At 37.3% G+C, this 21,470-nt stretch carries 17 protein-coding genes; 1 reads left to right on the top strand and 16 read right to left on the bottom strand.

Going from position 1 to position 21,470, the window contains the following annotated elements:
* Positions 1-75: 75 nt before the first annotated feature.
* The 4 genes from HUW51_RS06560 to HUW51_RS06545 all read right to left on the bottom strand — a co-directional run bounded on the left by HUW51_RS06560 (position 76) and on the right by HUW51_RS06545 (position 3,083).
* Entirely contained in the window at positions 76-1,278 is a 1,203-nt protein-coding gene (locus tag HUW51_RS06560) for an NADH-quinone oxidoreductase subunit D (protein WP_185273187.1), read from the bottom strand.
* An 87-nt stretch (positions 1,279-1,365) separates the two neighbouring features.
* Positions 1,366-1,917 carry an NADH-quinone oxidoreductase subunit C gene (locus HUW51_RS06555; RefSeq protein ID WP_185273186.1) on the bottom strand — a complete coding sequence of 184 codons (552 nt, stop codon included), beginning with the start codon at positions 1,915-1,917 and terminating at the stop codon, positions 1,366-1,368.
* Between the two features lie 60 nt (positions 1,918-1,977).
* Positions 1,978-2,544 carry an NADH-quinone oxidoreductase subunit B gene (locus tag HUW51_RS06550; protein ID WP_185273185.1) on the bottom strand — a complete coding sequence of 189 codons (567 nt, stop codon included), beginning with the start codon at positions 2,542-2,544 and terminating at the stop codon, positions 1,978-1,980.
* A gap of 32 nt (positions 2,545-2,576) precedes the next feature.
* The gene (locus HUW51_RS06545; RefSeq protein WP_185273184.1) at positions 2,577-3,083 is read right to left on the bottom strand and encodes an NADH-quinone oxidoreductase subunit A; all 507 of its coding nucleotides are present in this window, start codon (positions 3,081-3,083) and stop codon (positions 2,577-2,579) included.
* 222 nt (positions 3,084-3,305) lie between these two features.
* On the opposite strand from HUW51_RS06545, the gene HUW51_RS06540 reads away from it, so the two are divergent.
* Entirely contained in the window at positions 3,306-4,748 is a 1,443-nt protein-coding gene (locus HUW51_RS06540; protein ID WP_185273183.1) for a thioredoxin-like domain-containing protein, read from the top strand.
* 142 nt (positions 4,749-4,890) lie between these two features.
* On the opposite strand, the gene HUW51_RS06535 is transcribed toward HUW51_RS06540, so the two are convergent.
* From HUW51_RS06535 to HUW51_RS06480, 12 genes are all read right to left on the bottom strand, one after another.
* Positions 4,891-5,430: a PglD-related sugar-binding protein gene (locus HUW51_RS06535; RefSeq protein WP_228466944.1), complete on the bottom strand. Its 540-nt coding sequence runs from the start codon at positions 5,428-5,430 to the stop codon at positions 4,891-4,893.
* Positions 5,427-6,380, bottom strand: a complete 954-nt coding sequence (locus tag HUW51_RS06530; protein WP_185273182.1) for an MraY family glycosyltransferase — start codon at positions 6,378-6,380, stop codon at positions 5,427-5,429. The genes HUW51_RS06535 and HUW51_RS06530 overlap by 4 nt, the downstream gene beginning before the upstream one ends.
* Positions 6,377-7,282, bottom strand: a complete 906-nt coding sequence (locus tag HUW51_RS06525) for an NAD-dependent epimerase/dehydratase family protein (RefSeq protein WP_185273181.1) — start codon at positions 7,280-7,282, stop codon at positions 6,377-6,379. Before HUW51_RS06525 ends, HUW51_RS06530 begins: the two co-directional genes overlap by 4 nt.
* Position 7,283: 1 nt before the next feature.
* Positions 7,284-8,492, bottom strand: a complete 1,209-nt coding sequence (locus HUW51_RS06520; protein WP_185273180.1) for a glycosyltransferase family 4 protein — start codon at positions 8,490-8,492, stop codon at positions 7,284-7,286.
* 160 nt (positions 8,493-8,652) lie between these two features.
* On the bottom strand, positions 8,653-9,756 hold the full coding sequence (locus tag HUW51_RS06515) for a glycosyltransferase (protein WP_185273179.1): 1,104 nt from the start codon (positions 9,754-9,756) through the stop codon (positions 8,653-8,655).
* Positions 9,757-10,204: 448 nt separating this feature from the next.
* Positions 10,205-11,428, bottom strand: coding sequence for an alginate lyase family protein (locus tag HUW51_RS06510; protein ID WP_185273178.1), 1,224 nt, complete (start codon positions 11,426-11,428; stop codon positions 10,205-10,207).
* Positions 11,429-11,599: 171 nt separating this feature from the next.
* Positions 11,600-12,895: an O-antigen ligase family protein gene (locus HUW51_RS06505; RefSeq protein WP_185273177.1), complete on the bottom strand. Its 1,296-nt coding sequence runs from the start codon at positions 12,893-12,895 to the stop codon at positions 11,600-11,602.
* A gap of 114 nt (positions 12,896-13,009) precedes the next feature.
* Positions 13,010-13,930 carry a glycosyltransferase family 2 protein gene (locus HUW51_RS06500; RefSeq protein ID WP_185273176.1) on the bottom strand — a complete coding sequence of 307 codons (921 nt, stop codon included), beginning with the start codon at positions 13,928-13,930 and terminating at the stop codon, positions 13,010-13,012.
* Between the two features lie 123 nt (positions 13,931-14,053).
* Positions 14,054-14,941 (bottom strand): glycosyltransferase, encoded by an 888-nt coding sequence (locus HUW51_RS06495; RefSeq protein WP_185273175.1) that lies wholly within the window; start codon positions 14,939-14,941, stop codon positions 14,054-14,056.
* A gap of 212 nt (positions 14,942-15,153) precedes the next feature.
* Entirely contained in the window at positions 15,154-16,614 is a 1,461-nt protein-coding gene (locus HUW51_RS06490; RefSeq protein WP_185273174.1) for a lipopolysaccharide biosynthesis protein, read from the bottom strand.
* Between the two features lie 278 nt (positions 16,615-16,892).
* A complete protein-coding gene (locus HUW51_RS06485) occupies positions 16,893-19,235 on the bottom strand; it encodes a GumC family protein (protein ID WP_185273173.1) in 2,343 nt (780 codons plus the stop codon).
* A 15-nt stretch (positions 19,236-19,250) separates the two neighbouring features.
* A complete protein-coding gene (locus HUW51_RS06480; protein ID WP_185273172.1) occupies positions 19,251-20,030 on the bottom strand; it encodes a polysaccharide biosynthesis/export family protein in 780 nt (259 codons plus the stop codon).
* Positions 20,031-21,470 lie beyond the last annotated feature (1,440 nt).

Raw genomic sequence — 21,470 nt, 5'->3', positions numbered from 1 at the left:
AATTTAAATCTGGCAAGGAAATACCAGCATCCGGAACAAATAGTTTTTTTAAAATTTATTTTGTTTGTAGCTTTTCTACCGGTCTAGTTCTCCCAATACAATATCTACGGAACCCACAATGGCAATTAAATCGGCAACCATGCAACCTTTGGCAATTTCGGGTAAAACCGATAAGTTAGAAAAACAAGGCGAACGCCCTTTGCACCGAAACGGGATATCTGATTTGCCGGTTGCTCTAAAATAATAGCCCAATTCGCCCCGCGGCGTTTCTGCCCTAAAATAGAAATCTTGTTCTTTGGGTCTTATTTTCTTGGGGCACATGGCCTGCGGATCAAAGTCAGGCGAACGTTTGTAATCGGTAGTTAAGCGGTGTAAGCATTGGCGGATAATCTTTAATGATTCCCGCATTTCCTGCGCCCGCACGTAATTCCGGTCCCAGCAATCGCCGGTAGTGCCCACTAAACCTTGACCAATGGGAATGTCAAATTCTATTTCGGGGTAAACTGAATACCCATCTACCCGGCGTAAATCAAATTTTAAACCCGAAGAACGCAGCATAGGTCCAGAGCAGCCATAATTAATAGCTACATCCAGCGGCAATACGCCTACGTGGGCCGTTCGGTCGATAAATATTTTGTTATTAATTAAAATCTGATCCAGCTCATCGAGCTTCGGTAAAAAGTAATCAATAAATTCCCGGCAGCGCTCTTCAAACCCGATGGGCAAATCGTAATACAAGCCGCCAATCCAGATATAATTATACAACATCCGGGAGCCGGAAGTCCATTCGAGTAAACGTTGGATGTGTTCGCGATCGCGGAGTAACCATAAAAACGGCGTGAAAGCGCCTATATCAATGGCGTAAGTGCCAATAGCCACTAAGTGCGAAGCAATCCGGTTTAGTTCGGCTACCAGCACCCGGATGTACTCCACCCGTTTAGGTAATTGACCGGTAAGCCCGAGCATTTTTTCTACGCCCATGCACCAAACATGTTCGGAGTTCATGGCTGCCAGGTAATCCATGCGGTCAACGTAAGGCAGGGTTTGATTATACGCCAACGACTCGGCATGTTTCTCGAAGCAGCGGTGCAGGTAGCCAATGTGCGGCACCACATCCACTACTATTTCGCCGTCGGTGATTAACTCCAGCCGTAATACGCCGTGCGTAGCAGGGTGCTGCGGCCCCATGTTTAAAAGCATTTCGCCGGCTTTTAAATCCGATACCTCAAATTTGTTGGGTTCGGCTTGCAGTAAATATTCCGTGTAGCGGCTAGTCATTTTATTTTAAAAATCTAAGGTTTATTAACCAAAGATCAATTTTTTAAATTTTAGCTCTATTGCTAGAGCACAATCTTGAAAAGGAAATTAATTATTACGCCAGTTTTCTCCTTTAAACCCATTCTGGCGGTTATGTTCGTCGAAAGCTACCCGGATGCCATGGTAATATTCCTGGGCTTCGTAATCTTTCCGTAAAGGGTAACCTTCCCAATCGGCGGCACACAAGATCCGGCGCATATCCGGGTGACCGGAAAAGCGGATACCCACTAAATCAAAAATTTCGCGTTCGTGCCAATCGGCCGTGCGCCAGATATGGCTAACGGTAGGAACAACCGGTAATGACTCTTCTGCTGCGTTGCGAGGAATTACTACTTTTAGGCATAAATGATGATTGTAGGGGATAGAATATAAGTTATAAGCAACTTCTAAAGTACCTGCCTCTGGCCCGTTATCAATACCTGTTTGGCAAGATAATACATCAAAGTATAATTGCTCGTTGGCGTGTAATGCGGCGCATACCGCTGCTATTTTATCTGTTTGAATAACCAGGTAAGGCATTAAATCCTGCGGCTGTTCGCGTACGATTACAGAATCACCAAATTCCTGTACTATAATATTCTGTATTTCCTCAAAAGACATGCTCGTGTTAATTAAACCGCAGCAAGTAATAACTTACCAGATTTTTTAATTTTTAAATTTTTAAACAGAAACTTCCGTTTGATTCGCGGTAGGAGTAAGTTCCGGGTTAGCGTTCATCAAACGTTGTACTGCTTTGGGAGGAGCCAGTAAGGTTTCTTGGCGGATTTTTTCTTGTAGCTGTAAAAATCCGCCAATTAAAGCTTCAGGTCGGGGCGGGCAACCAGGTACGTAAACATCCACGGGAATAATCCGGTCTACGCCTTTTACCACGTGATAACCGTGTTCCCAATACGGTCCGCCGCAGTTAGAACAAGAACCCATCGAAATAACATAACGCGGCTCCGGCATTTGTTCGTAAAGCCGCCGGATGCGATCGGCCATTTTAAAAGTAACTGTTCCGGCAATAATAATAACATCTGATTGCCGGGGAGAAGCCCGCGGAATAACGCCCATCCGGTCGATGTCGTAAGCCGATGACCAGGCTCCCATCATTTCAATGGCGCAACAAGCCAAGCCAAATTGCATGGGCCATAACGCCGATAGCCGCGCGTAACTTAAAAAATCGTCTAACTTACCAATAATAATACTGCCTTCTCCGGTTTTCTCTCTGCCTGGTAGTGGGTTCATTTTATTTAATTTCGTCTTTTTTACAAGACGATTTACTTTGTTTCTACTAAATCTTGTTTTACTTGGTAATGTTGCGCGTTTATTTTAGCGTAAGCCGAGAGCGGTACTTTAGAAATACTTTGCGGAATGATCGGTTTTTGTTTTACCCAATCTAAATGGCCTTTCGCCCAAGCGTAAGCTAAGCCAAGTGCCAGAATGCCAATAAAGATAAACATTTCGGTAAGGGCAAACCAGCCCCACAAACCATTAGTTTCTTCTATTAACGACCGTTGCCCAAAAACTACTGCCCACGGAAATAGAAAGGCCAGCTCTACATCAAAAATTATAAAAATAAGGGCGATAACATAGAACCGCGGATTAAACTGTACCCATGAGCTGCCCTGCGCTTCTTCACCACATTCGTACGACGCTAACTTTTCTGCGTTTGGCTTATCTGGCCGAATCAAACGGGCGGTTACTAAACCAATTAAGATAAAAAGCCCTCCTCCAATCAGAAAAAGTAAGATGGTGCCGAAATCAGATAAATAAAGTTGGTTCATAGGGGCAAAATTACAAATTTTTAAAATTTTGATTTTAGTTGGCACAAACTGCAATATGCCAGCTATATCTCGCAATTCAAAAGTTTACTATTGTTATTGGCTTAAGTTGAAGATTTTAAAACTTTAAAGGTATTCTGTAACTTTTAACATTACCAGCCGGTTCAACTACCAGCTTGCTTTTTCGTACTTCAACTTTTCATTCATTCTGCTAAGCTTATAACCATGCTAACTGGCCGCGTAAATGCTCCTGAAATCAATACCAAGTACGGGTGGCTCAATACCAACGGGAAATCGTATTCTATTAACGATTTTAAAGGTAAAATTGTATTGCTTGATTTCTGGACATTAGGCTGCATTAATTGCCAGCATATTATACCGGATTTACAGCGTTTAGAGGCCGAGTTTCCAGAAGAATTAGTAGTAATAGGCGTACACTCGGCCAAATTCGACAACGAGAAAGTTCACAATGCCATCCGGAAGGCTATTCTTAAATTTGGAATAAAACACCCAGTAGTAAATGACGCCGGGTTTGAAGTATGGAAACATTATGCTGTAAATGCCTGGCCCACCATCGTATTAATTGATCCGGATGGTAAAGTGATTGGGCAACGCGCCGGCGAAGGCATTTACGATATTGTGAAGCCAAATCTTGCTTTATTAATCGAAAATTTTAAAAATAAACTTAACCGCACCATTTTTTCATTCCAGGCAGAAGAGCAACTGCCAGGCATTTTGCAATTCCCATCGAAGTTACTGGTTAACGTCGCCGGGGAAATATATTTATCGGATAGCGGCCATCATCGAATTTTAAAAATTAACCAGGACGGAAAAATTTTGCAGATAATTGGCAGCGGCGACCGCGGGTTTACTAACGGTGCCAGCCACGAAGCAACTTTTAATGAGCCACATGGCCTGGCATTACATAGCAATTACTTATACGTAGCCGACGCGAAAAATAATGCTATTCGCAAAGTAGATGTAGAAACCGGCTGGGTAACCACCGTAGCCGGAACCGGCGAATTGAGTTATTACTTTTTTGAAGACAGCTTAAACGAGCCGGTAAACCCCAACAGCCCCTGGGATTTAGCCGTAGCCAACGATATTTTATACATTGCCAGTGCGGGTAACCACCAAATTTTAAAAATGGACTTAAATACCGAACAGGTTTGGCGATTTGCCGGTACCGGTCGCGAAGCTTTAGCAGATGGCTCATTGCTGGAAGCTGCTTTTAATCAGCCCAGTGGTTTAGTTTTGCAGAACCAAATGTTGTACGTTGCCGATGCCGAAGCCAGTGCTATTCGGGTAATAGATTTAGATAATAAACAAGTAAATACCTTAATTGGTACCGGCTTATTTGATTTCGGCGATGTAGATGACGACTTAAATGGCGCTCAGTTGCAGCATGCCATGGGCATAACCTATTACCAAAATCAACTTTACATTGCTGATACTTACAACGGAAAAATAAAAGCTGTGGACTTGGAGAATGATCGCATAACTACTTTACTAGCGGGTTTAGACGAACCGAACGATGTAGAGATTATTGCTGGAAAGCTATGGGTTACTGACACCAACCATCACCAGCTTATAAAAGTAGATCTTACTACCGGCGAAAAGTTTCTGGTCTCGGTAACAGAGAATATGGATATTTTTAAAAAAGATTAAAACTTTATATCCCTACTAATTAAAAAGCAGTGCTTCACTATTAGAGAACTAAAGTTTAATTATAGCCATTTTGTTATTGCAGCCAGCAGAGCGATTTTTAAAAAATTACAATGACAGCTGGTTGTTGCAGCCGAAATAAAGCTTATCTATAAACGCTCAAAGGCGGTATCTCTGAGCCGGCCAGTACAATAGCGCCTCTGGTGATAACAGCTCCCGCATTAACTAACACGCCTTTTTCCAAGGTTGCGCCGCCGCCAACGTAAGCATTTGGGTAGGTTAAAACAAAATCATCTACTATGGCATCATGGTCAATGCAAACGCCCGCATTGATGATAACATGCTTCCCGATTTTTGCATTAGTTTGTATCACCGCATTGGCCAGAACAACGGTGCCTTCGCCCAATTCCACGCCTTCGGCCACATAAGCTGTTGGATGAATTAATGTGCCAAACGAATGACTTACTTTATTCGCGATCTTTTCCCGGATGCTATTGTTGCCGATCCCAATTATCATTTTTGCTCCGGGGTATAGATCTTCTGCGTACGGTTTGGCTAAACCGATTGGCGTTGTTTTCGGCTGATCGTCGAAAAAAGCTTCTACTGTACCTCCTGTTAATTTTATTAAATCTGCTACTACGGCAGCATGGCCGCCGGCTCCGTAAATAACAAAAGATGTTATCATGAGAGTACGCGTTTGGGCATTAAAAGGGGCTTTACAATTATGTAAATCATAACCAAAGGCAAGGCCACCAGAACAAAAATGTAAATAAAATCAAGGGACGAGAACAGCACCAGGCCGTTTACTAGTAATTGCACCAGCGCATACAAGCCCGAAACAACTAAATGCGGTACTTTACGCTCGTTTGCCAATATTTGGTAAAAGTGTAACCGGTGCGGTTCAAAAATATTTTGCCTTAAAATAAGCCGGTGGATGATAGTGAGTACCGTGTCAACGCCATAAACTGCCAGGAAGAGGATATACGTTAAGGATTCTGTTTTAAGAATTAACATCAGCAATAGCGTAAGAATCCAAAAACCAATACTTACACTGCCTACATCACCGGCGAAACATTTTGCTTTTTTACGAAAATTAAAAAATAGAAAAACGAGTGAAGCTAAAATCGGACAAATAATAAAATCTGAGTCAGCAAAGGCAACAACGTACTCGTTCACGTACAGGAGTGAGCATAAAATGGTTAAGCTGTATAAACCAGTAATTCCATTAATGCCATCCATAAAGTTATAGGCATTAATAATACCTATAATAAATACGTATACTATCGGAATAAGCCAGATGGGCAACAACTGGAAGGCATTTACCGACCAAAGTAAAGCTGTAACAGCTAATAAATGAACAATTATCCGAACCCGACTGGGTAAACTGCTGATGTCATCCCAGAAGCTGATTAAACTAATGAGCAGCATGCCAAGAAGTAAGTAGGCCGATACATCGTGAAAAAAGACAGCATACAAAACCATGGCAAAAGGATATACAATCCCCCCGCCCCGAATTGTTATAGCCGTATGGGAGCTTCGATTATTAGGCTTATCAATAATGTTAAAGCGGTCGGCAATCCGGAAATACCCGAGTAAAAGACCAAAAAGTAATAAAGTAATTAATGCGTAAATCATACGATCATGGGCAAGTTTTGTAAAACAGACGTTGGATGCCAATCCAATTTTTCTTTTGCTCTTGAATCATCAAAAGTTAAGGTCGACATCATTTTATGCAGCTTGGAAGTAGTTATGGGTGATTTTGAGCCAAGTAAATTGCCAAACAAAGCAATAGATTTAGCAACTGGTACTGGAATATGCCTAGGTTGCTTTTTACCGGTGGCAGCAGCAATGCCATCTTCCAATTCTTTAAAACTGGGATGGTAGCCATCGGTTAAATTATAAGTGCCGCCTACTTCTGCTACTTTCGGAATAATGGTTGCTACATCTTCGGCCCAAACTACGCTTTTACGGGCATCGGACTTACCAACACCTAAATACCGGCCGGTATGAATGCCTTTAATCATGGCCCCTAAGTTACCGGGTGGATTAGGGCCGGCAATTAACGGCAATCGTAATATACCTAGTGTAATGTTATTTTCCTTAGCCCACTTTTTTAACCAAGCTTCGGCTAAAATTTTTGATTTGGCATAAGGGGTTTCTCCTTTAAGGGGTTGCTTTTCCGGAATAAGCTGTCCTTCTTCTAAGCCATAAACGGCTACTGTACTGATAAAAATAAAACTCTTTACCGGCTTATCTAATTGTAAAAGAGCCTGGCACAAGTTCTTTGTTCCTTCAAAATTAACCTGAAAGAATTCCTTGCTTTCCGCTTCGGTTCTGGGCACAACATGCGCTTTGCCGGCCGCATGTACTACTATATCTACCGACGTATTTATAACCGGAACACCTGTTTGCAAGTCGGCTTTAATGTTATTGCTGCTGGCCCTGCCTAAGGTTATAACGTTATAGTTTTGGTTTGATAAGCTCGATTGTAATACTTTACCTAAAAAGCCCGATGATCCCGTTAATAAAACATTCATTTTATCTTTGCTTAGTATGTAACAAAACCATGGCATTTAAAAAATCGCTGGCCAACTTGTTCCGGTTGAAATAGTTTTGAGCTAAACTTAGGCTATTAGCCGCCATTTGGTTTCGGGCCGCCGGATTATTAACCAGGTATTCAATTGCATCAGCAAAGGTGGCGGGTTCATCCGGTAAAACAGTAATGCCGGCATTATGCCTTTGCAACGTTTGCTTAATCCATCCTTGGGTAGATTGCACAATAGGTACTCCGGCCGCAAACGCATCAAACATTTTGTTAGGAGAGCTTGTTTGCAAAACTTCTAAATTTTTAAAAACTACAAATGCAGCGTAGGCTTTTTGCAACCAGCCAATAACTTGGGTTTTAGGAATAAGGCCTAAGAAATGAACGTTATCCAGGGCATATTTAACGCATAAATCCTGTAGCTGCTTTTTCTCGGCTCCTTCCCCAATCATTACGATTTTAACCTGGTTATTGCCTCTTTTCTTAAGCTCTAATGCGGCCATAATTATTTGCTGGCAATCGTCCATGAGCCCCAAAGAACCGGTATACACAAACACGCATTTCCCTTGAGTCCATTCGGGCAACGTTAAATTAATGGGTTGCTGAAATAACTCTACATCACTTGCGTTTGGAATTACCAGCACGTTTGTTTCCGGATATCTGGTTTTAATAGAATCGCGCATGCCATCAGAACAAGCAACAATTAAACTAGAAGCCCGGTAGCACATTTTCTCAAAACCATAAGCAATGCTCTTCATCCAATTGCTTTTCATAAAGCCTAATTGAATAGCACCTTCCGGCCACAGGTCCCTTACTTCAAAAACCAGCTTTTTCCCTCTTAAATAACGAGCTGTTAAACCCGGTAAACCAATAGTAATAGGCCCCGAAGAGGCGATTACTACGTCGCACTTTAACTTAAGGCTATAGAAGATGGATATTAACGAGAAAGCGCAAAAGGTGAAAAGTCTTTTAAGTACGTGGTGTTTATTTGATTGCAACAGGTTAATAGCAATTACCTGAATTCCTTCAAAATCATATTTAGAAATTAATCCTTTTCCTACTGGCAAATCAGACTTATCGTAAGGCGATGTAACTACCGTAACCTCGTGGCCAGCAGCAACCCATCTTTTGGTCATTTCATATACCCGCGTACTCCAGCCTCCTTTCGGAGTGCCAAAATACTGGTAAAAGTAAACTATTTTCATCCTCTATTAATACCTAAGTTTAAGTGAGCCGTGTGCTAAGCATCAAATGGTTAAGGCTGCGCTAGCTTTAAAACACACATTGTTATTATTTTTTGCTGTTGTATAAACTTGAAAAGCTTGTAAATAAATAATCAATACCTTGGAACAGCGTAGCTTTTAGCTAAAGATTGTTGTTGATGTTGTTGATGTAGTTCTTAATTAAATGATCCCACTCAAAGTTCTGGCTGATTTTTGTTGTGTTTTGAGTTAAGGAGCTATAATTAGCTACAACTAAATCCAGCTTTTCTTTTAACTCATCCATAGATTCATTACTGCAGGAATAACCAACTTCTCCTTCTTTAAAGTATCCATCTACACCGTCGCCTCTGGTATAAATAATAGGTAGTCCTTGCGATAGGGCTTCAATATAAACAACGCCGAAAGTTTCGCGGTAAGACAGCAATATAAAAACATCGTTGTTTTTGTAAATTTCCAGTAATTTATTCCTGTCTTTTACTTCCCCAATGTAATTAATAACATTTCCATTATTAACAGATTTGGATATTTGATTAAAATTCAGGTTTAATGAATTTTTTCCTACAATATTTAAAACATACTTCCTGTCGTTGTACTTTTTTACAAAATCAATTAGCAGGTCAAGCTTTTTTCTTTTAATTATTTGGCCTACAAACAAGATGTTTACTGTTTTTAAATCTTCGGTAGTCTTGTTTTTAGTGTGTTGGTTTTTAAGCCAGAAATCATCTATCCCGTTAGGTAACGGAAAGTACTTTTTATTGTCTATGTGCGGGAATATGTTTATGACTTTTTCTTTATAAGCTGGAGATACAAAGAAGACCATATTGGCCGCGGTAAGTATTTTATTAGCAATAAAGCGAAATAAACCACTTTTTTTCATGTAAACATCTACATCCGCGCTTCTAACAGTTATAGCCAGCTTTTTCTTGGTAATCCTGCTTAGTAAATAAGCTGGTATGCCATCGCTTATCAACGTATGGGCATGAATGTAGGTGTAACCTTCCGTAAGTTTTTTCTTGTACGCTAACTTAATTACTTTTAAGGCTTTAGTAAAAAAGAAGATTTTGTCTGTTTTGTCAAAGATGTAGTCTACATCTAATCCGTCAATGTGTTTCTCGGCTTTAAAGCTTTTGTAAACGGGAATTAAAAAGATGTCAGGCCGATACTTTAGAACAGCATTCCTAAGGTTATAATGAATTTTATTATCTAGAAAATAGCTATTTATATGTAGGGCATTCTTAACGGACATGTGGCTTTAGTTTAAGCTAAACGCTATCAAAGAAAAAGATTATATTAAAATAAATTAATGCAATTGGGGCTTTACAAATATTCAGCCAATTTTATATTTACTTAAACTATTTCGTAAAGTAATGTAAATTGTTAAGTCTGTAAAATATTCATAAAGCTAATCCAATGGTACTAAAGATTAGTTTTATGATTTTTAATAATATTGCTGCAAAAGTAAATATTTTAATTTGTATTTGCTTTTTTTGTTAAAAATTTTAAAATAATAAACGTTTATATGTAAAAGCGTAGCTTATAATAATGCTCCTTTTATAAAAGCAGCTTTGCAGAAATATAGTAAGCTATTTGCGTGTTAATGGAAATAACAGAGGGTTGGTTAAAGAAAAGACAATGGTTTGTACGCTGCCTTTTCATTAACCAGCCCTCTATCGTTTTTTAATAATTAAAAAATATTAGTAGTAGCGTGAGGTTAAGAGTTCCATGTACGAACCAGATACAAATTGAGCATGGTTTTCTGCTAATATTGATTGGACATTTACATCTTTATATACAGCAGAACCAGTTCTGGCAATCATTGTAAAATATTCTATCTTTAAGTCCCCAATTTGATCAAAGGTCCAAGATTTATCACCTGCGCCGTAAGGTACCATCCACTGAAATGCTTTTTTTAAACTTTTATCTGTAGGTGAGGTATAATGCCATAAATTTATTCCTAGAATCTCTGCGGCACTGGCTATATCAAACCAACCTTTTAAATTTTTATTGCAATAGGTCCAGGAATTGGTGCGGGCAAGTTCCAGCTTCTGCTCACCAGTTGGGGAGAACTGATTCTCTAGTAAATCATATACTTGCTTTTCGATAATCGATTTTGCTAAGGCTTTATCCTCTACAAACAAAGCGTATGTAATTACCTGAAGATTATAGTAAGTGCTAATGTTATTGGGCTGTGTTGCCCCATCTTTACCAATTGCGCTGGTTAATAACCAGTTTAAGTATTGTTTAAACCAATTTTGTAAGGCAGCATGGTTTTCTTTAGTCCAGGAACGGGAGCCTGCTAATAATTGAACGCCATCTATTAATTGCGTAAAATGCTCGGTATCTACTGTGCCTACACCACTTTCAGTCATGACTCCCCTTCTAATTTGGCAGAAATTTAAATTTGGATTCATGCGCGTAGCGCTGTTTAGAAAAAATACTTTTAAGAGTTCCGTTGCTTTCTTTGCGTATTTTTCATCATTTGTAAAATAATAAGAAAGGCCTAACAGGCGAATATCTTTACTTAAATCTCTTATGTAAGTATTGTCCTTAATAGTACTACCTTCCGGATTTGATTGCCCATCTTTCCGGATGTACGGTAATCCATCGGGCGAATTAGGATCGGGCCACCAGTAAGGCGCTAAACTCATATAATCGTGTTTGTCACCACTAGGAGGAGCAATTGTTTTTTTTACTATGGTGTAAGGGGTTCTGGCGAGTGATGGGGCAGTTGTTGAAAGTAGTACTTTTAAGGCTGCTAAACATTGTTCATTACCTGTATTAATCTTAAATCTATTTTGCATTAGGAGATCGGCATTCATTATAAAAGTCTTGGGTCGCACCTGCGCCCCACCTTTAAATGAAAGAGTTAGGAAAAAGAAAACAAACAGGATGGAGATATATGGTGTAAATGCCTTCATATTTTAAACAATATAATGACTATTATGCAAAAATAGAAAAGAAGCACCAAGCATAAAGCTATGCAAACAAGTAGGATTGTCTTAAACTTTTAATAGAGAGAACTTTATTATTATACCTAAAATAAAATAATTTGCTTGCTTAAACAATATAAGAAATTCTTAAAAAAGCTTCTATATTGTTAATTCTTTTTGCGTTACTACTTGTTGGTACAACATCCGGCTTTTTCGATACATAATGGAACTATAAGCCAATAAAAGTCCATACCATAACCAGAAACTACCCTCAACCAAAATAGTACTGGGACCTATTGCCATAATTGGAAAAACAACTACAGTTGCTTTAAACATAGCTGGTAAGGCATTGTTAATAACAGTTTGATATAAGCCTAATTTTTTAGCAGATGCAACTAAAAAGTAAAGGATACCAATCAGGATAACAATACCATACTCCATCAGAATATGCAGAAAAAAGTTATGCGGCGGTAAGCCATCCAAAGGAAAAATGGATGAACCTGGCCCCATACCAAATCCTAAGTGGTCTAGGGCAAAATTAAGGCAAGTGGTATAAAGATCAACCCGGGTATCATTAGATGAAGATGAGGTTTCGTTTTTTTCAATAACTAAATTTAGCTTGTTAGTTACAGCATCAAGAATAGAAGGATTAACTATCAAAAGGCATATAAATAAAATTACAACGCCAAAAATAATTTTAACCAGGTTTTGCTTGTAATGATTATGAGAAAAAAAGCTAAAAAGAAAGAATAAAGCTACACCTAATCCAAACGCGGCAATACCTGCTCTGGAGTAACAACAAATTAAAACATATAAACTTATGGCAAAGCTAAGCCAATTTAAAACATACCATTTTAACGGACGATATTGTTTGATTAATCTGCCTAATAACAACAGAGATGTTAGAGCATTAAAAAAAGCGAAATTGTTTTGGTTGGCAAATATAGCCCTGGGTGCCAGAAAGCCTAAACGTACTGCAAGCCTCTCATTTTTACCACCAACTTCGGCGGCAATTATGTATTTCTGAGCAAAAATTTCATATAACCCAATACCATTCACAAACAGAGCTCCTATTATCCAAATATTTAAAGCCGTATTAACTCTTTCTTCTGTATTAATATATCTTACAACCAACCAGGTTAGAGCTATTCCGGTTTGTAAAATTCCAAATTCTTTAATTGCCAAAGTGGTATCAGGAGCCCAGATTATACTGACTAAACCTAGAATTAAGAAAAATAAACTAAACTTGTAATAAAGCTCCAGAAAAGGGTCGCCCCAACCAACTCTGGATAAAATAAGAAAAAAGCCTATAAAACCGAATAGCCTTAAAGGGTATAATTGAAAAAAGCCAACATCCAGTTTAACTAAAGGTGAGCCTAAAAAAACGGTTGCTATCGAAAAATAAGTAATTATTAGTCCCCAGTCCCAAGTAGTAGCTTTACTATTTCTCATCATCTTGCCTTTTTCGTATAAGCACCTGTTTCATTATTTATCAGGTATGATTTATTAAATTTAATATGATAAACACGAAGAATTTATTTAACAGGTAATCTTGATTTAATTGCTTCATTAATTTTTAAAGGCATGTCTTAGGTTATTAATATGCAGCTTTAAATAAAGCCATAAACCTTGTTTATTCAGGTTCATCTTTTTTAATAAGCTATAATTAATTCCTTTACCTTGGTATACACTTCCGTTTATATCAATGTAGATATATCTGTTTTGATAACATTTAATGGCCTCTTTTAGATTCTTATCGTTACTTGTTTGTAATAAATTCTGTAGAAAAGGCGAAAAAATAAATCCTGTTTCCCGGTTTACTTTTTGAGTAACCATGTTCACAGAATCAATGTAGTAGTAGGACATGGTTTTATTAAGCCAGACGCTTTTTTTACTTTGCCAAAGGCATCGGGTCCAGGTATCCATATCGCCGCCGCGTCTAAAGTTTTTTTCCGGAAATTTACCTGCCTTTAACAATACCTCTCTTTTCATTGCAACTGCCCCGGTCCAGATAGGCTGCGGGCCATTTAGAAAATCAATTAAATTAAAGGTTCTGCTTTGAACAGCTTTGTTGGCAATAGAAAAATGGTCGAGCCTTTTTTCATTTCCTTTTGTCCAGTACCAGCCCCAGCTTATTATCTCTACTTCTTTGTCTGCCTTAATTGTTTCTGCTAAAGTTTCCAGTAAGTATGGTTCCCAGGCATCATCGGCATCTAAGAAACAAATCCAATCGTATTTTGCATTTTCAATGCCAACATTCCGGGCAGCATATCCGCCTGGTCCAGGGGTATCTCGCCGGAATCTGCTTATTCTGTTATCTTTAAATTCAGCTAATTTTTCAGAAGATCCATCCGAAGAAGCATCATCTACCAAAAGAATTTCGAAGTTAGGATAGGTTTGCGCTAAAACCGAATCTACCGATCTATCGAGATGCGGCAGTTTATTATGAACAGGAATAACAACAGAAAAAAAAGGATGGGCACTCATCATGTTTTCAGTACAGGTATGGAAGCAAAATGCTTGGTGTTGGTAATTAGCAAATATTTACTTTTTAAATATTAATAAAACTGCAGGGTGCTTTTTTACAGATAATAAAAGGAATACTAGGCTTTGCTAGGCATCATACATGGGTTTGGCACCATGGGCTAAGCGTAACTCCTCGTAAGCCCGGGTAACTTTTATATTATACCTGGTGAAAAACACCAGTAGCTTTAATCGGGTATTTAGTTGTTTCCCTCTGGAAAAAATGTGTTTAAATTCTTTTAAAGGGGGGCGCATTTCGTAAAAAAAGTTTATATACTTCTCAAGGGTACTTTTTTTAACCATCTCTGCTTTCCCAGAAACTACCCGGCGTGCTTTTTTAATTATTTGCTTTATTTCTTTTCTAGCCGGATGCTTAATGATTACATCGGGAGCATAGCCAATGTTAAAACCACTTCCTGAAGCCCTTTCTCCCCACTCAAAATCACCACCAGAATACATGCCTTGATTAAAAGGACCGATTGCATCCAGAACCTCTTTTTTAGTAATCATATTGGCCGTAACCGATCTTCCCTTTTTTACATTTTCATCCTGACGGAACGCATATACAATTTCGTAAGCTTCTGCTAGCGTGTATTGCGAACTAGAAAAAAACAACTCTACTTTTCCACCAATCCGGTCATACTCCGGATGTTTTTTAAAAAACTGTACCGCATTGGTTAGCCAGTTAACATCAGGTATGCAGTCTGAATCGGTAAATGCAAATATTTCTCCTTTGGCTAAACTTATACCTTTATTTCGGGCCGCATAAGAGCCAGAAGCTCTTTCGGCTGTAATGGTTATATTGTTGGGCAGGTAATAACCCTTAGGAACTTGATCCTTTGGATCGTTATTCACTATAATTACCTCAAATAATTCTTTAGGATAAGTTTGTTTATCTAATGCTTCAATGCAGTATGATAATCTTTTCCAATCGTGGTAGGTAGGAATTATAACGGAGATAAATGGATTGAGAGGCATTAAAATTACTTTTTAATTAATATGGATAAAGCTGCTTATTATTTTTAAAATTTTGTTCTTATCTACAAAAGCTAATCTGCTTTACAATGGTTCGTGTTACGATTTAAAAGATTAAAAACAGAATAGATTTAGGATTACTACGGTATAAACAGGTTTTTAAATTTGTCTGACAGTTTATTTATTGAAAAGCTTACTTATTGGCTTAACTAATTCTAAATAGCTACTTGTTTCTTGTTCCGGTTTTTAAATTGTTGAATTTGAACGGTAAGTTCAGATTTCATAAAAAGCCAGATTACACCCGCATAACTTGCTGCTAAGCTAAGGGCACAAAGTATAAAATGTACTTTTGCATTAAAAAGCAAATAAGAGATGGCGAATGCTACCATACTCGCAACGATTGGTGCTTTTAGTGCAACCATTAATTCTGTAAAAGAAACATTCAAGAGCTTTTTTAAAAAATACTGCGCAATTATAACCTCTAAGGCTTTATTTACTAAATAAGCCAAAGCAGCACCTATAATGCCATATTTATATATACCTAAGGAGATAAGAGGCGCGTACAAACAGATAGCTTTAAAAAGCTGCATGTTCATTTCTAACTTAGGGCGGCCAAGTCCACGAATTAAGGATCCATGGCTGTTAACCATCATATGAACCATAACTGATAATGCTAATATTTTTAAAGGTAAAATGGTATCGTGCCACTTACTGCCAAAAAAGTTAAGGATAAAGGGTTCACCCAATACAACTAAAAACAACATTATAGGGTAAATTACAATGCTATTATATCTTACCACATTTAGATAGTAACGTTTTAGGGAGAGAGGGTCGTCTTGTTTTTTGCCATATACCGGGTACATTACTTTATTCATAATGTTCATCAGCTGGCTTCTAAAAGTATCAGTAAGTACAAAGGCTAATGTGTACGTGCCTAAAGCTGATGCGCTTAATAGCTTCCCAATAAGTAAATAGTCAATTTTTTGTATCAGATTATTAAATAAGTTGGTTCCAGTGGTGTAAACACCAAAGCCAAATATATCATGAAAGGCTTGTTTGTCCCAGATGAACTTAGGATACCATCCGGTTGCTTTAAAATAGAGAGGCATTGCCACAATAAAAGTGGCAACTGAGTTAAATACCAAGGCCCAAACTCCTAAACCAAAATAAGCTAAAATCAAGGCAAGTACTCCCGAAAAAATGGTAGAAACATTACTTATAAAAGCAAGTTTCTTAAAATTCATTTGTTTCGTTAATTGGGCGTTGTGTACTAAGTTAATCGGACTAGATAGTACCCCAATGCTGAGTATGGGGATGATACTTTTTAAAATAGGTTCTTTATAGAATGTGGCTGCTAACGGAGCCACAACAAAAAAAATCAGAAGATAAATACCTACCGACCATATTACTCCTGTCCAGAAAGAAGTATGATAATGTTCTTCTCTTAATTGCTCTTCTTTTCGTTGTACAAGAGCCGCCCCAATTCCTAAATCATTAAAAACTTGAACAAAACTTGTGAATACGGTAGCCATTCCTACAATCCCAAATTGATTAGGGAATAAAAGCCTGGCCAGAATAAGTTTAATAGCAAAGTCAAAAGATCTATTTATAACAAGCTGAACAACGTTCCAGAAAACGCCTGTTACTACTTTACCTTTCAGGTTTTGAGAATCCATTTTTTAATAAGAGATAAATACTAGATTAGCTTAATCATTATGTAAGCAGATAATAGCTGTGTTATAATGAGCCTGTGATTTTGTGTTGGTGTGATGAAAGCAAAATTGTAGCCATTCCTCTATCTTTCAATTACAAATGAGAAATAATGTTAATTATTTCTATATGAATGACTGGTACTTGTGGTATTCCAGAACTAACCTAACAAGCATTTATTTTTAAATTATTACTTATTAGATTAGTTCTGATTGTATAATTTAAAAAATTTTAATTTTAAAAACTAAACGTTAGCCTTATTCTTATATCTCATTTTCCAAGGAGTTTTTTTCTCCTCAGCATAACCGTAACCGTAGCTGCCATAGCCTTTTAGCTTCTTGGCATCGTTCATCACCATCATTAGATTCTTGAGTTTATTGTTTTTATAAATATCCTCAATAATATTTATCTGATCTTTGAAAGTGTAATTATACCGCATCAAATAAATAGTGGAGTCGATGTACGGAGAGAGGGATAAAGCATCCGCTACCTGTCCAACCGGCGATGTGTCTAATACAATATGATCAAATCTTTCTCTTAATTCCTCAATCATTTCGCTAACTTTATTTGTTAGAATTAATTCTGCCGGATTGTAAGGAATAGGACCTGAACCGATAGCGTAAAGTCCGGAGACAGTCTGTAAAGAAACTATAATGTCATCGATGGATGATACTTCTGAGGCTAGATAGTTACTAATACCTTTCTCATTCGGAATTCCCAGATTTTGAGTTAATCCTGATTTTCTAAGATCAAAATCCAGAACAACTACTTTTTTGCCGGCTAAGGCCAGGCTGGAAGCTAAGTTTAAGCTAAAGAAGGTTTTCCCTTCACCTGCCATACTGGACGTAACCAATATTACTTTGTTGTCCTGACCAAGAGTAGCTAACTGCAGATTGGCTCTGTTATGGCGGAATAACTCTGCTACTAAACTTCTACTTTTATCCGTTACTACCAGGGTTTCTTTGGTATCGTTATGCGAAATTTCGCCAAGCAATGGGGCAGCGGTAACAAGCTCCACATCTTTAAACTCCTGAACTTTTTCGTTAAAGCTGTCTTTAATAAAGACAAAAGCAAAAGGAAGGCCTACCCCAATAATAAATGCTAGAAAGAATATTAATGGTTTTCTAGGTTTTACCGGATCGTCGCCCGCCGCAGGAGCATCAATTACCCTGGAGATTGAAACAGTTGCAGCTAAAGATAAAGCAGATTCTTCCCGTTTTTGTAACAGGTATTGATAAAGCGCTTGTTTTATACCTTGTTGTCTATTGATTTCGAGTAAGTCCCGCTCCATAGACGGCATCTGTTTTATTCTGGAGGCATTCTGATTTAAATTAGAACGTAACTGATTACGAGTGATAACTAAGCCGCCCTTGATATTTTTCAGGTTTTCGAGCATTGTAGTTTGCAAATTGGCTAACTGCTCGTTTATATTCTGCACCAAAGGATTATCTAGCTGAGTAGTGCGTAGCATGCGTTGGCGCTCCAGTTGCAAAGCATTGAATTTAGAGATTAAATCGAGTAAGATAGGATCTTTGATGTTTAAATTACTTGGCGCTAACTCATATCTGCTACGAGGCTTTTTCAAGTAATTTTCCAAAGATGTTAATACATCAATTTGAATACCCCAATCTGTTAACTGCTTGGTATAATCGCTAGCGTTACTGATGGATAACCGGGCGTCGGCTTCTACATCTGTTAATAGTTGCTGGCTTTTATATTTTTCTACGTTTCTTTCAACATCAGACAATTCGCCGGTAAGGTCTTTTAATCGGGCATCAATAAACTGAATAGTATTAGTGGCAATGCTATTTTTATCTTCCATTGCTTCCTTGTTATATACTTCTATCAGTTTGTTAATAATATCTTTTCCTTTTTCCGGAACAGCATCGGTTAAAGTAATAGAAAGTACATTGGTTTCTTTCGTAATTGGAGCAACTTCTAATTTAGAGTTATACGAATTTGCCAGTTTTGTTAAGTTATTAAACTTAACCTCAATGTACTTGACATCGCTAGCTGGAGCAGCAGGATTAGCGTTTACTGTAAAAGTTGCATAAGGCTTGATGATCTCTTGACCTATTTTATAAGCTTTTACCCCAGAAGCATCTTTTAAGGTAAAAGTATTCTTATCTTCTAGACTAATGGCAATCCGTTGGTTGTCGTAAACTAATGGATTAAATTGGCGCACAGCTACTTTAATAGGTAAATAATTAACGTAAACTTCTTTGGCTTTAATGGGGCCTTCTACAAAGTAGCTGGCATCCATAGAAAGTTCAGTTAAGACTCTTTGCATTAAGCTTTTAGCTTTTAGCACTTCTATTTCATTATGAATATTTTTGGTAGAAGCAAATATGTCTAAGTCGTTAAAAGCATCGCTTTTAGCAGCTCCTGGGTCTTTTTTATCATCCTTAATTTGAATGGTACTTACAATACTATACTCCGGAGTAGCATATAGTAAATAAGCGTAGGCAAGGCACAAGCAAAGTACAATAGACGCCGCAAACAAGGGCCAGTACTTTAGATATTTACTTATAACGTTTTTTAGGTTTACTGGCTCTGTCTCAAAAGGGAGAACTTCTCTATTAACCATATATGTATTTACTAATTAAAAGAATCTTGTTATAATAAGAGTAGCAATAGATATAATACCCACTACCACCGAGGTATAAGTTCTATTGGTATTTGCTTGAGCGGCTCTGTACCGGCTCTTATCCGGCTCTACATAAACCACATCGTTCTGCTGCAAATAGAAGTAAGGCGAGTTAAGTGTTTCTTTGTTATTTAAATTAATACGGGTAATCGTACGTTTGCCTTCTTTTTCTCGGATAATTAAAACATTTTCGCGTTTGCCATACACTGTCATGTCGCCAGCCATACCCAAGGCTTCTATAATATTTATTTTTTCGGTGGGTACTGCTAAAGTGGCAGGTCTGTTAACTTCACCAATAACAGTAACCTTAAAGTTTAAATAGCGAATGTTAACAATTGGTTCCCCTTTAATATATCTTTTAAGTTCCGAGATCATTTTCTTCGTAGCTTCTTCTTTAGATAAACCCGCTAACTTAATTTGACCCAAAACCGGAAAACTAATAAAGCCATTTTTATCAACCAGATAGCCTTCTTTAATAGCATTACCGCTTATGTTATTTGGATTATTGATGTTAGGCAACAAAATACCACTATTAAATAAAGCATTTGATTCGGGATTAAGCGTACTTACTGTAATGGAGAGCAAGTCATCGGGTTGTATCTTAGGCTCTATTGTATTTACAATATTGGTACTTTGATCACTATCTGCTTGTAAATCGCTAAAATAAACTAAATTCCGGCCAGGGCGGCATGAGAACGCAACTGTTAAGAGTAATACATAAAATAATTTATACATTCTTCTAGTAAACTTCTCGTTAATTTGGTGCATGTTTTAATAATATAATTACAAAGTAAATAGATAATTCCTAAAAAAAGTATAAAAAATATTAAATATAGGTTAAAAATTTAAAATATTTAGTGAGCTATAATCTGGTATTTTGTTAGATATACCTTCTGATTTAATAATGATTAATTTATAGTAATAGTTAGTTTAATCCTTGTTTTCTTTATAAGCTGGTTTTATCAGCAAATAACTTAAGTTAGAACCAAAGTGTACTTAAAATCAAATACATTTATTTTAAAACAAATATACGATAACAGAATTATATAGTTGTAATAATATATTATATTTATTTAATGTTTATTCACTAATATCTCTTGTCTTGTAAAACTTTTACCGACAATATTTTCAAGCCAAGGGTGGGTGCAAAGATTAAGCCATTCTTAAATTATCAAAGTATTATAACGGGTAAATCCAAGTTAGGTATAATTTATATTACTATTATTTTTAACATTATAACTTTAATCAGTGAACCAAATTGTTAATAATACTTTTTACAATGTAAATTTAGAAATGCAAGCTTTTTAGATGGGTATGCTAACTTATAAATACAAGTAAGTACTTATTTTAAAATCAGCAATGATTCCATGTTAAAGCAAGATAGGTGTTGAAGCGTCATCGCATAAATCTCAATAACATGAAATTTGGAAAAAAGAATTCTGCTTTGCTAATTAGTATTTACTCGTTTATGGCATTGCCATTAGCATCAAGCGGTAAGAAAGGGTTGAAAGCAATTCCCCATAAGTAACCATCGGGGTCGGCTATATAACTGCTATAACCGCCCCAAAAACATTTTCTGGCCTTTTACGATAGTAACACCTTTAGTTTTTAATTCCAGACTAAGTTCGTCTACTTCTTGCTCGCTGCGTACGTTTTATGCAAGACTGAAACCTTTAAAACCACCTCCATTACCAGAAACACCAGTATCGTTTGCTAATTCGTTGTGCAGAAACATCGCTAATTGAATGCCATTTAATTGAAAGAAAATAATACTTTCATTACTTGTCGAAAGCCGTTGCCAGTTAAAAATTTTTTCATAAAAGTGGCCCGAAGCAGTACTATTTGCTGCGCCTAAAGTAATTAATGTAAGACGTGGTTCTATTATACTGGATTATTAAAAAAAATGAATGTTAGCTTGTTAACGTGAGTTCGAAATAAGCAATTCAGCCTCATCTACGTTATTCTAAAAGTATATAATTGGCTACATACTGGTTAAATTCTTTTGGAATTCTTTGAATTCTTCCACGATTACTTAAATGGAAAGAGAAAACTGACACTTACCTAAATACAAGTCACGGAAGTAACTTCCGCGCCATAGTGAAAAGGTAGATGAGTTCTTATCTCGAACTCACGTTTGTTATGTTAGAACAAGTAAATAGTAAATTTTAAAAAATT

This window comes from Adhaeribacter swui, assembly GCF_014217805.1.
GTDB classification, from domain to species: domain Bacteria; phylum Bacteroidota; class Bacteroidia; order Cytophagales; family Hymenobacteraceae; genus Adhaeribacter; species Adhaeribacter swui.
The sequence above is the reverse complement of the archived record's forward strand: the minus strand, read 5'-3'. Positions and strand labels throughout refer to the sequence as shown.

What these genes read in the sequence shown, in the direction of transcription:
- HUW51_RS06560 (WP_185273187.1), bottom strand. Translation starts at nt 1,278, where the DNA reads ATGACTAGCCGCTACACGGAATATTTACTGCAAGCCGAACCCAACAAA.
- HUW51_RS06555 (WP_185273186.1), bottom strand. Translation starts at nt 1,917, where the DNA reads ATGTCTTTTGAGGAAATACAGAATATTATAGTACAGGAATTTGGTGAT.
- HUW51_RS06550 (WP_185273185.1), bottom strand. Translation starts at nt 2,544, where the DNA reads ATGAACCCACTACCAGGCAGAGAGAAAACCGGAGAAGGCAGTATTATT.
- HUW51_RS06545 (WP_185273184.1), bottom strand. Translation starts at nt 3,083, where the DNA reads ATGAACCAACTTTATTTATCTGATTTCGGCACCATCTTACTTTTTCTG.
- HUW51_RS06540 (WP_185273183.1), top strand. Translation starts at nt 3,306, where the DNA reads ATGCTAACTGGCCGCGTAAATGCTCCTGAAATCAATACCAAGTACGGG.
- HUW51_RS06535 (WP_228466944.1), bottom strand. Translation starts at nt 5,430, where the DNA reads ATGATAACATCTTTTGTTATTTACGGAGCCGGCGGCCATGCTGCCGTA.
- HUW51_RS06530 (WP_185273182.1), bottom strand. Translation starts at nt 6,380, where the DNA reads ATGATTTACGCATTAATTACTTTATTACTTTTTGGTCTTTTACTCGGG.
- HUW51_RS06525 (WP_185273181.1), bottom strand. Translation starts at nt 7,282, where the DNA reads ATGAATGTTTTATTAACGGGATCATCGGGCTTTTTAGGTAAAGTATTA.
- HUW51_RS06520 (WP_185273180.1), bottom strand. Translation starts at nt 8,492, where the DNA reads ATGAAAATAGTTTACTTTTACCAGTATTTTGGCACTCCGAAAGGAGGC.
- HUW51_RS06515 (WP_185273179.1), bottom strand. Translation starts at nt 9,756, where the DNA reads ATGTCCGTTAAGAATGCCCTACATATAAATAGCTATTTTCTAGATAAT.
- HUW51_RS06510 (WP_185273178.1), bottom strand. Translation starts at nt 11,428, where the DNA reads ATGAAGGCATTTACACCATATATCTCCATCCTGTTTGTTTTCTTTTTC.
- HUW51_RS06505 (WP_185273177.1), bottom strand. Translation starts at nt 12,895, where the DNA reads ATGATGAGAAATAGTAAAGCTACTACTTGGGACTGGGGACTAATAATT.
- HUW51_RS06500 (WP_185273176.1), bottom strand. Translation starts at nt 13,930, where the DNA reads ATGATGAGTGCCCATCCTTTTTTTTCTGTTGTTATTCCTGTTCATAAT.
- HUW51_RS06495 (WP_185273175.1), bottom strand. Translation starts at nt 14,941, where the DNA reads ATGCCTCTCAATCCATTTATCTCCGTTATAATTCCTACCTACCACGAT.
- HUW51_RS06490 (WP_185273174.1), bottom strand. Translation starts at nt 16,614, where the DNA reads ATGGATTCTCAAAACCTGAAAGGTAAAGTAGTAACAGGCGTTTTCTGG.
- HUW51_RS06485 (WP_185273173.1), bottom strand. Translation starts at nt 19,235, where the DNA reads ATGGTTAATAGAGAAGTTCTCCCTTTTGAGACAGAGCCAGTAAACCTA.
- HUW51_RS06480 (WP_185273172.1), bottom strand. Translation starts at nt 20,030, where the DNA reads ATGTATAAATTATTTTATGTATTACTCTTAACAGTTGCGTTCTCATGC.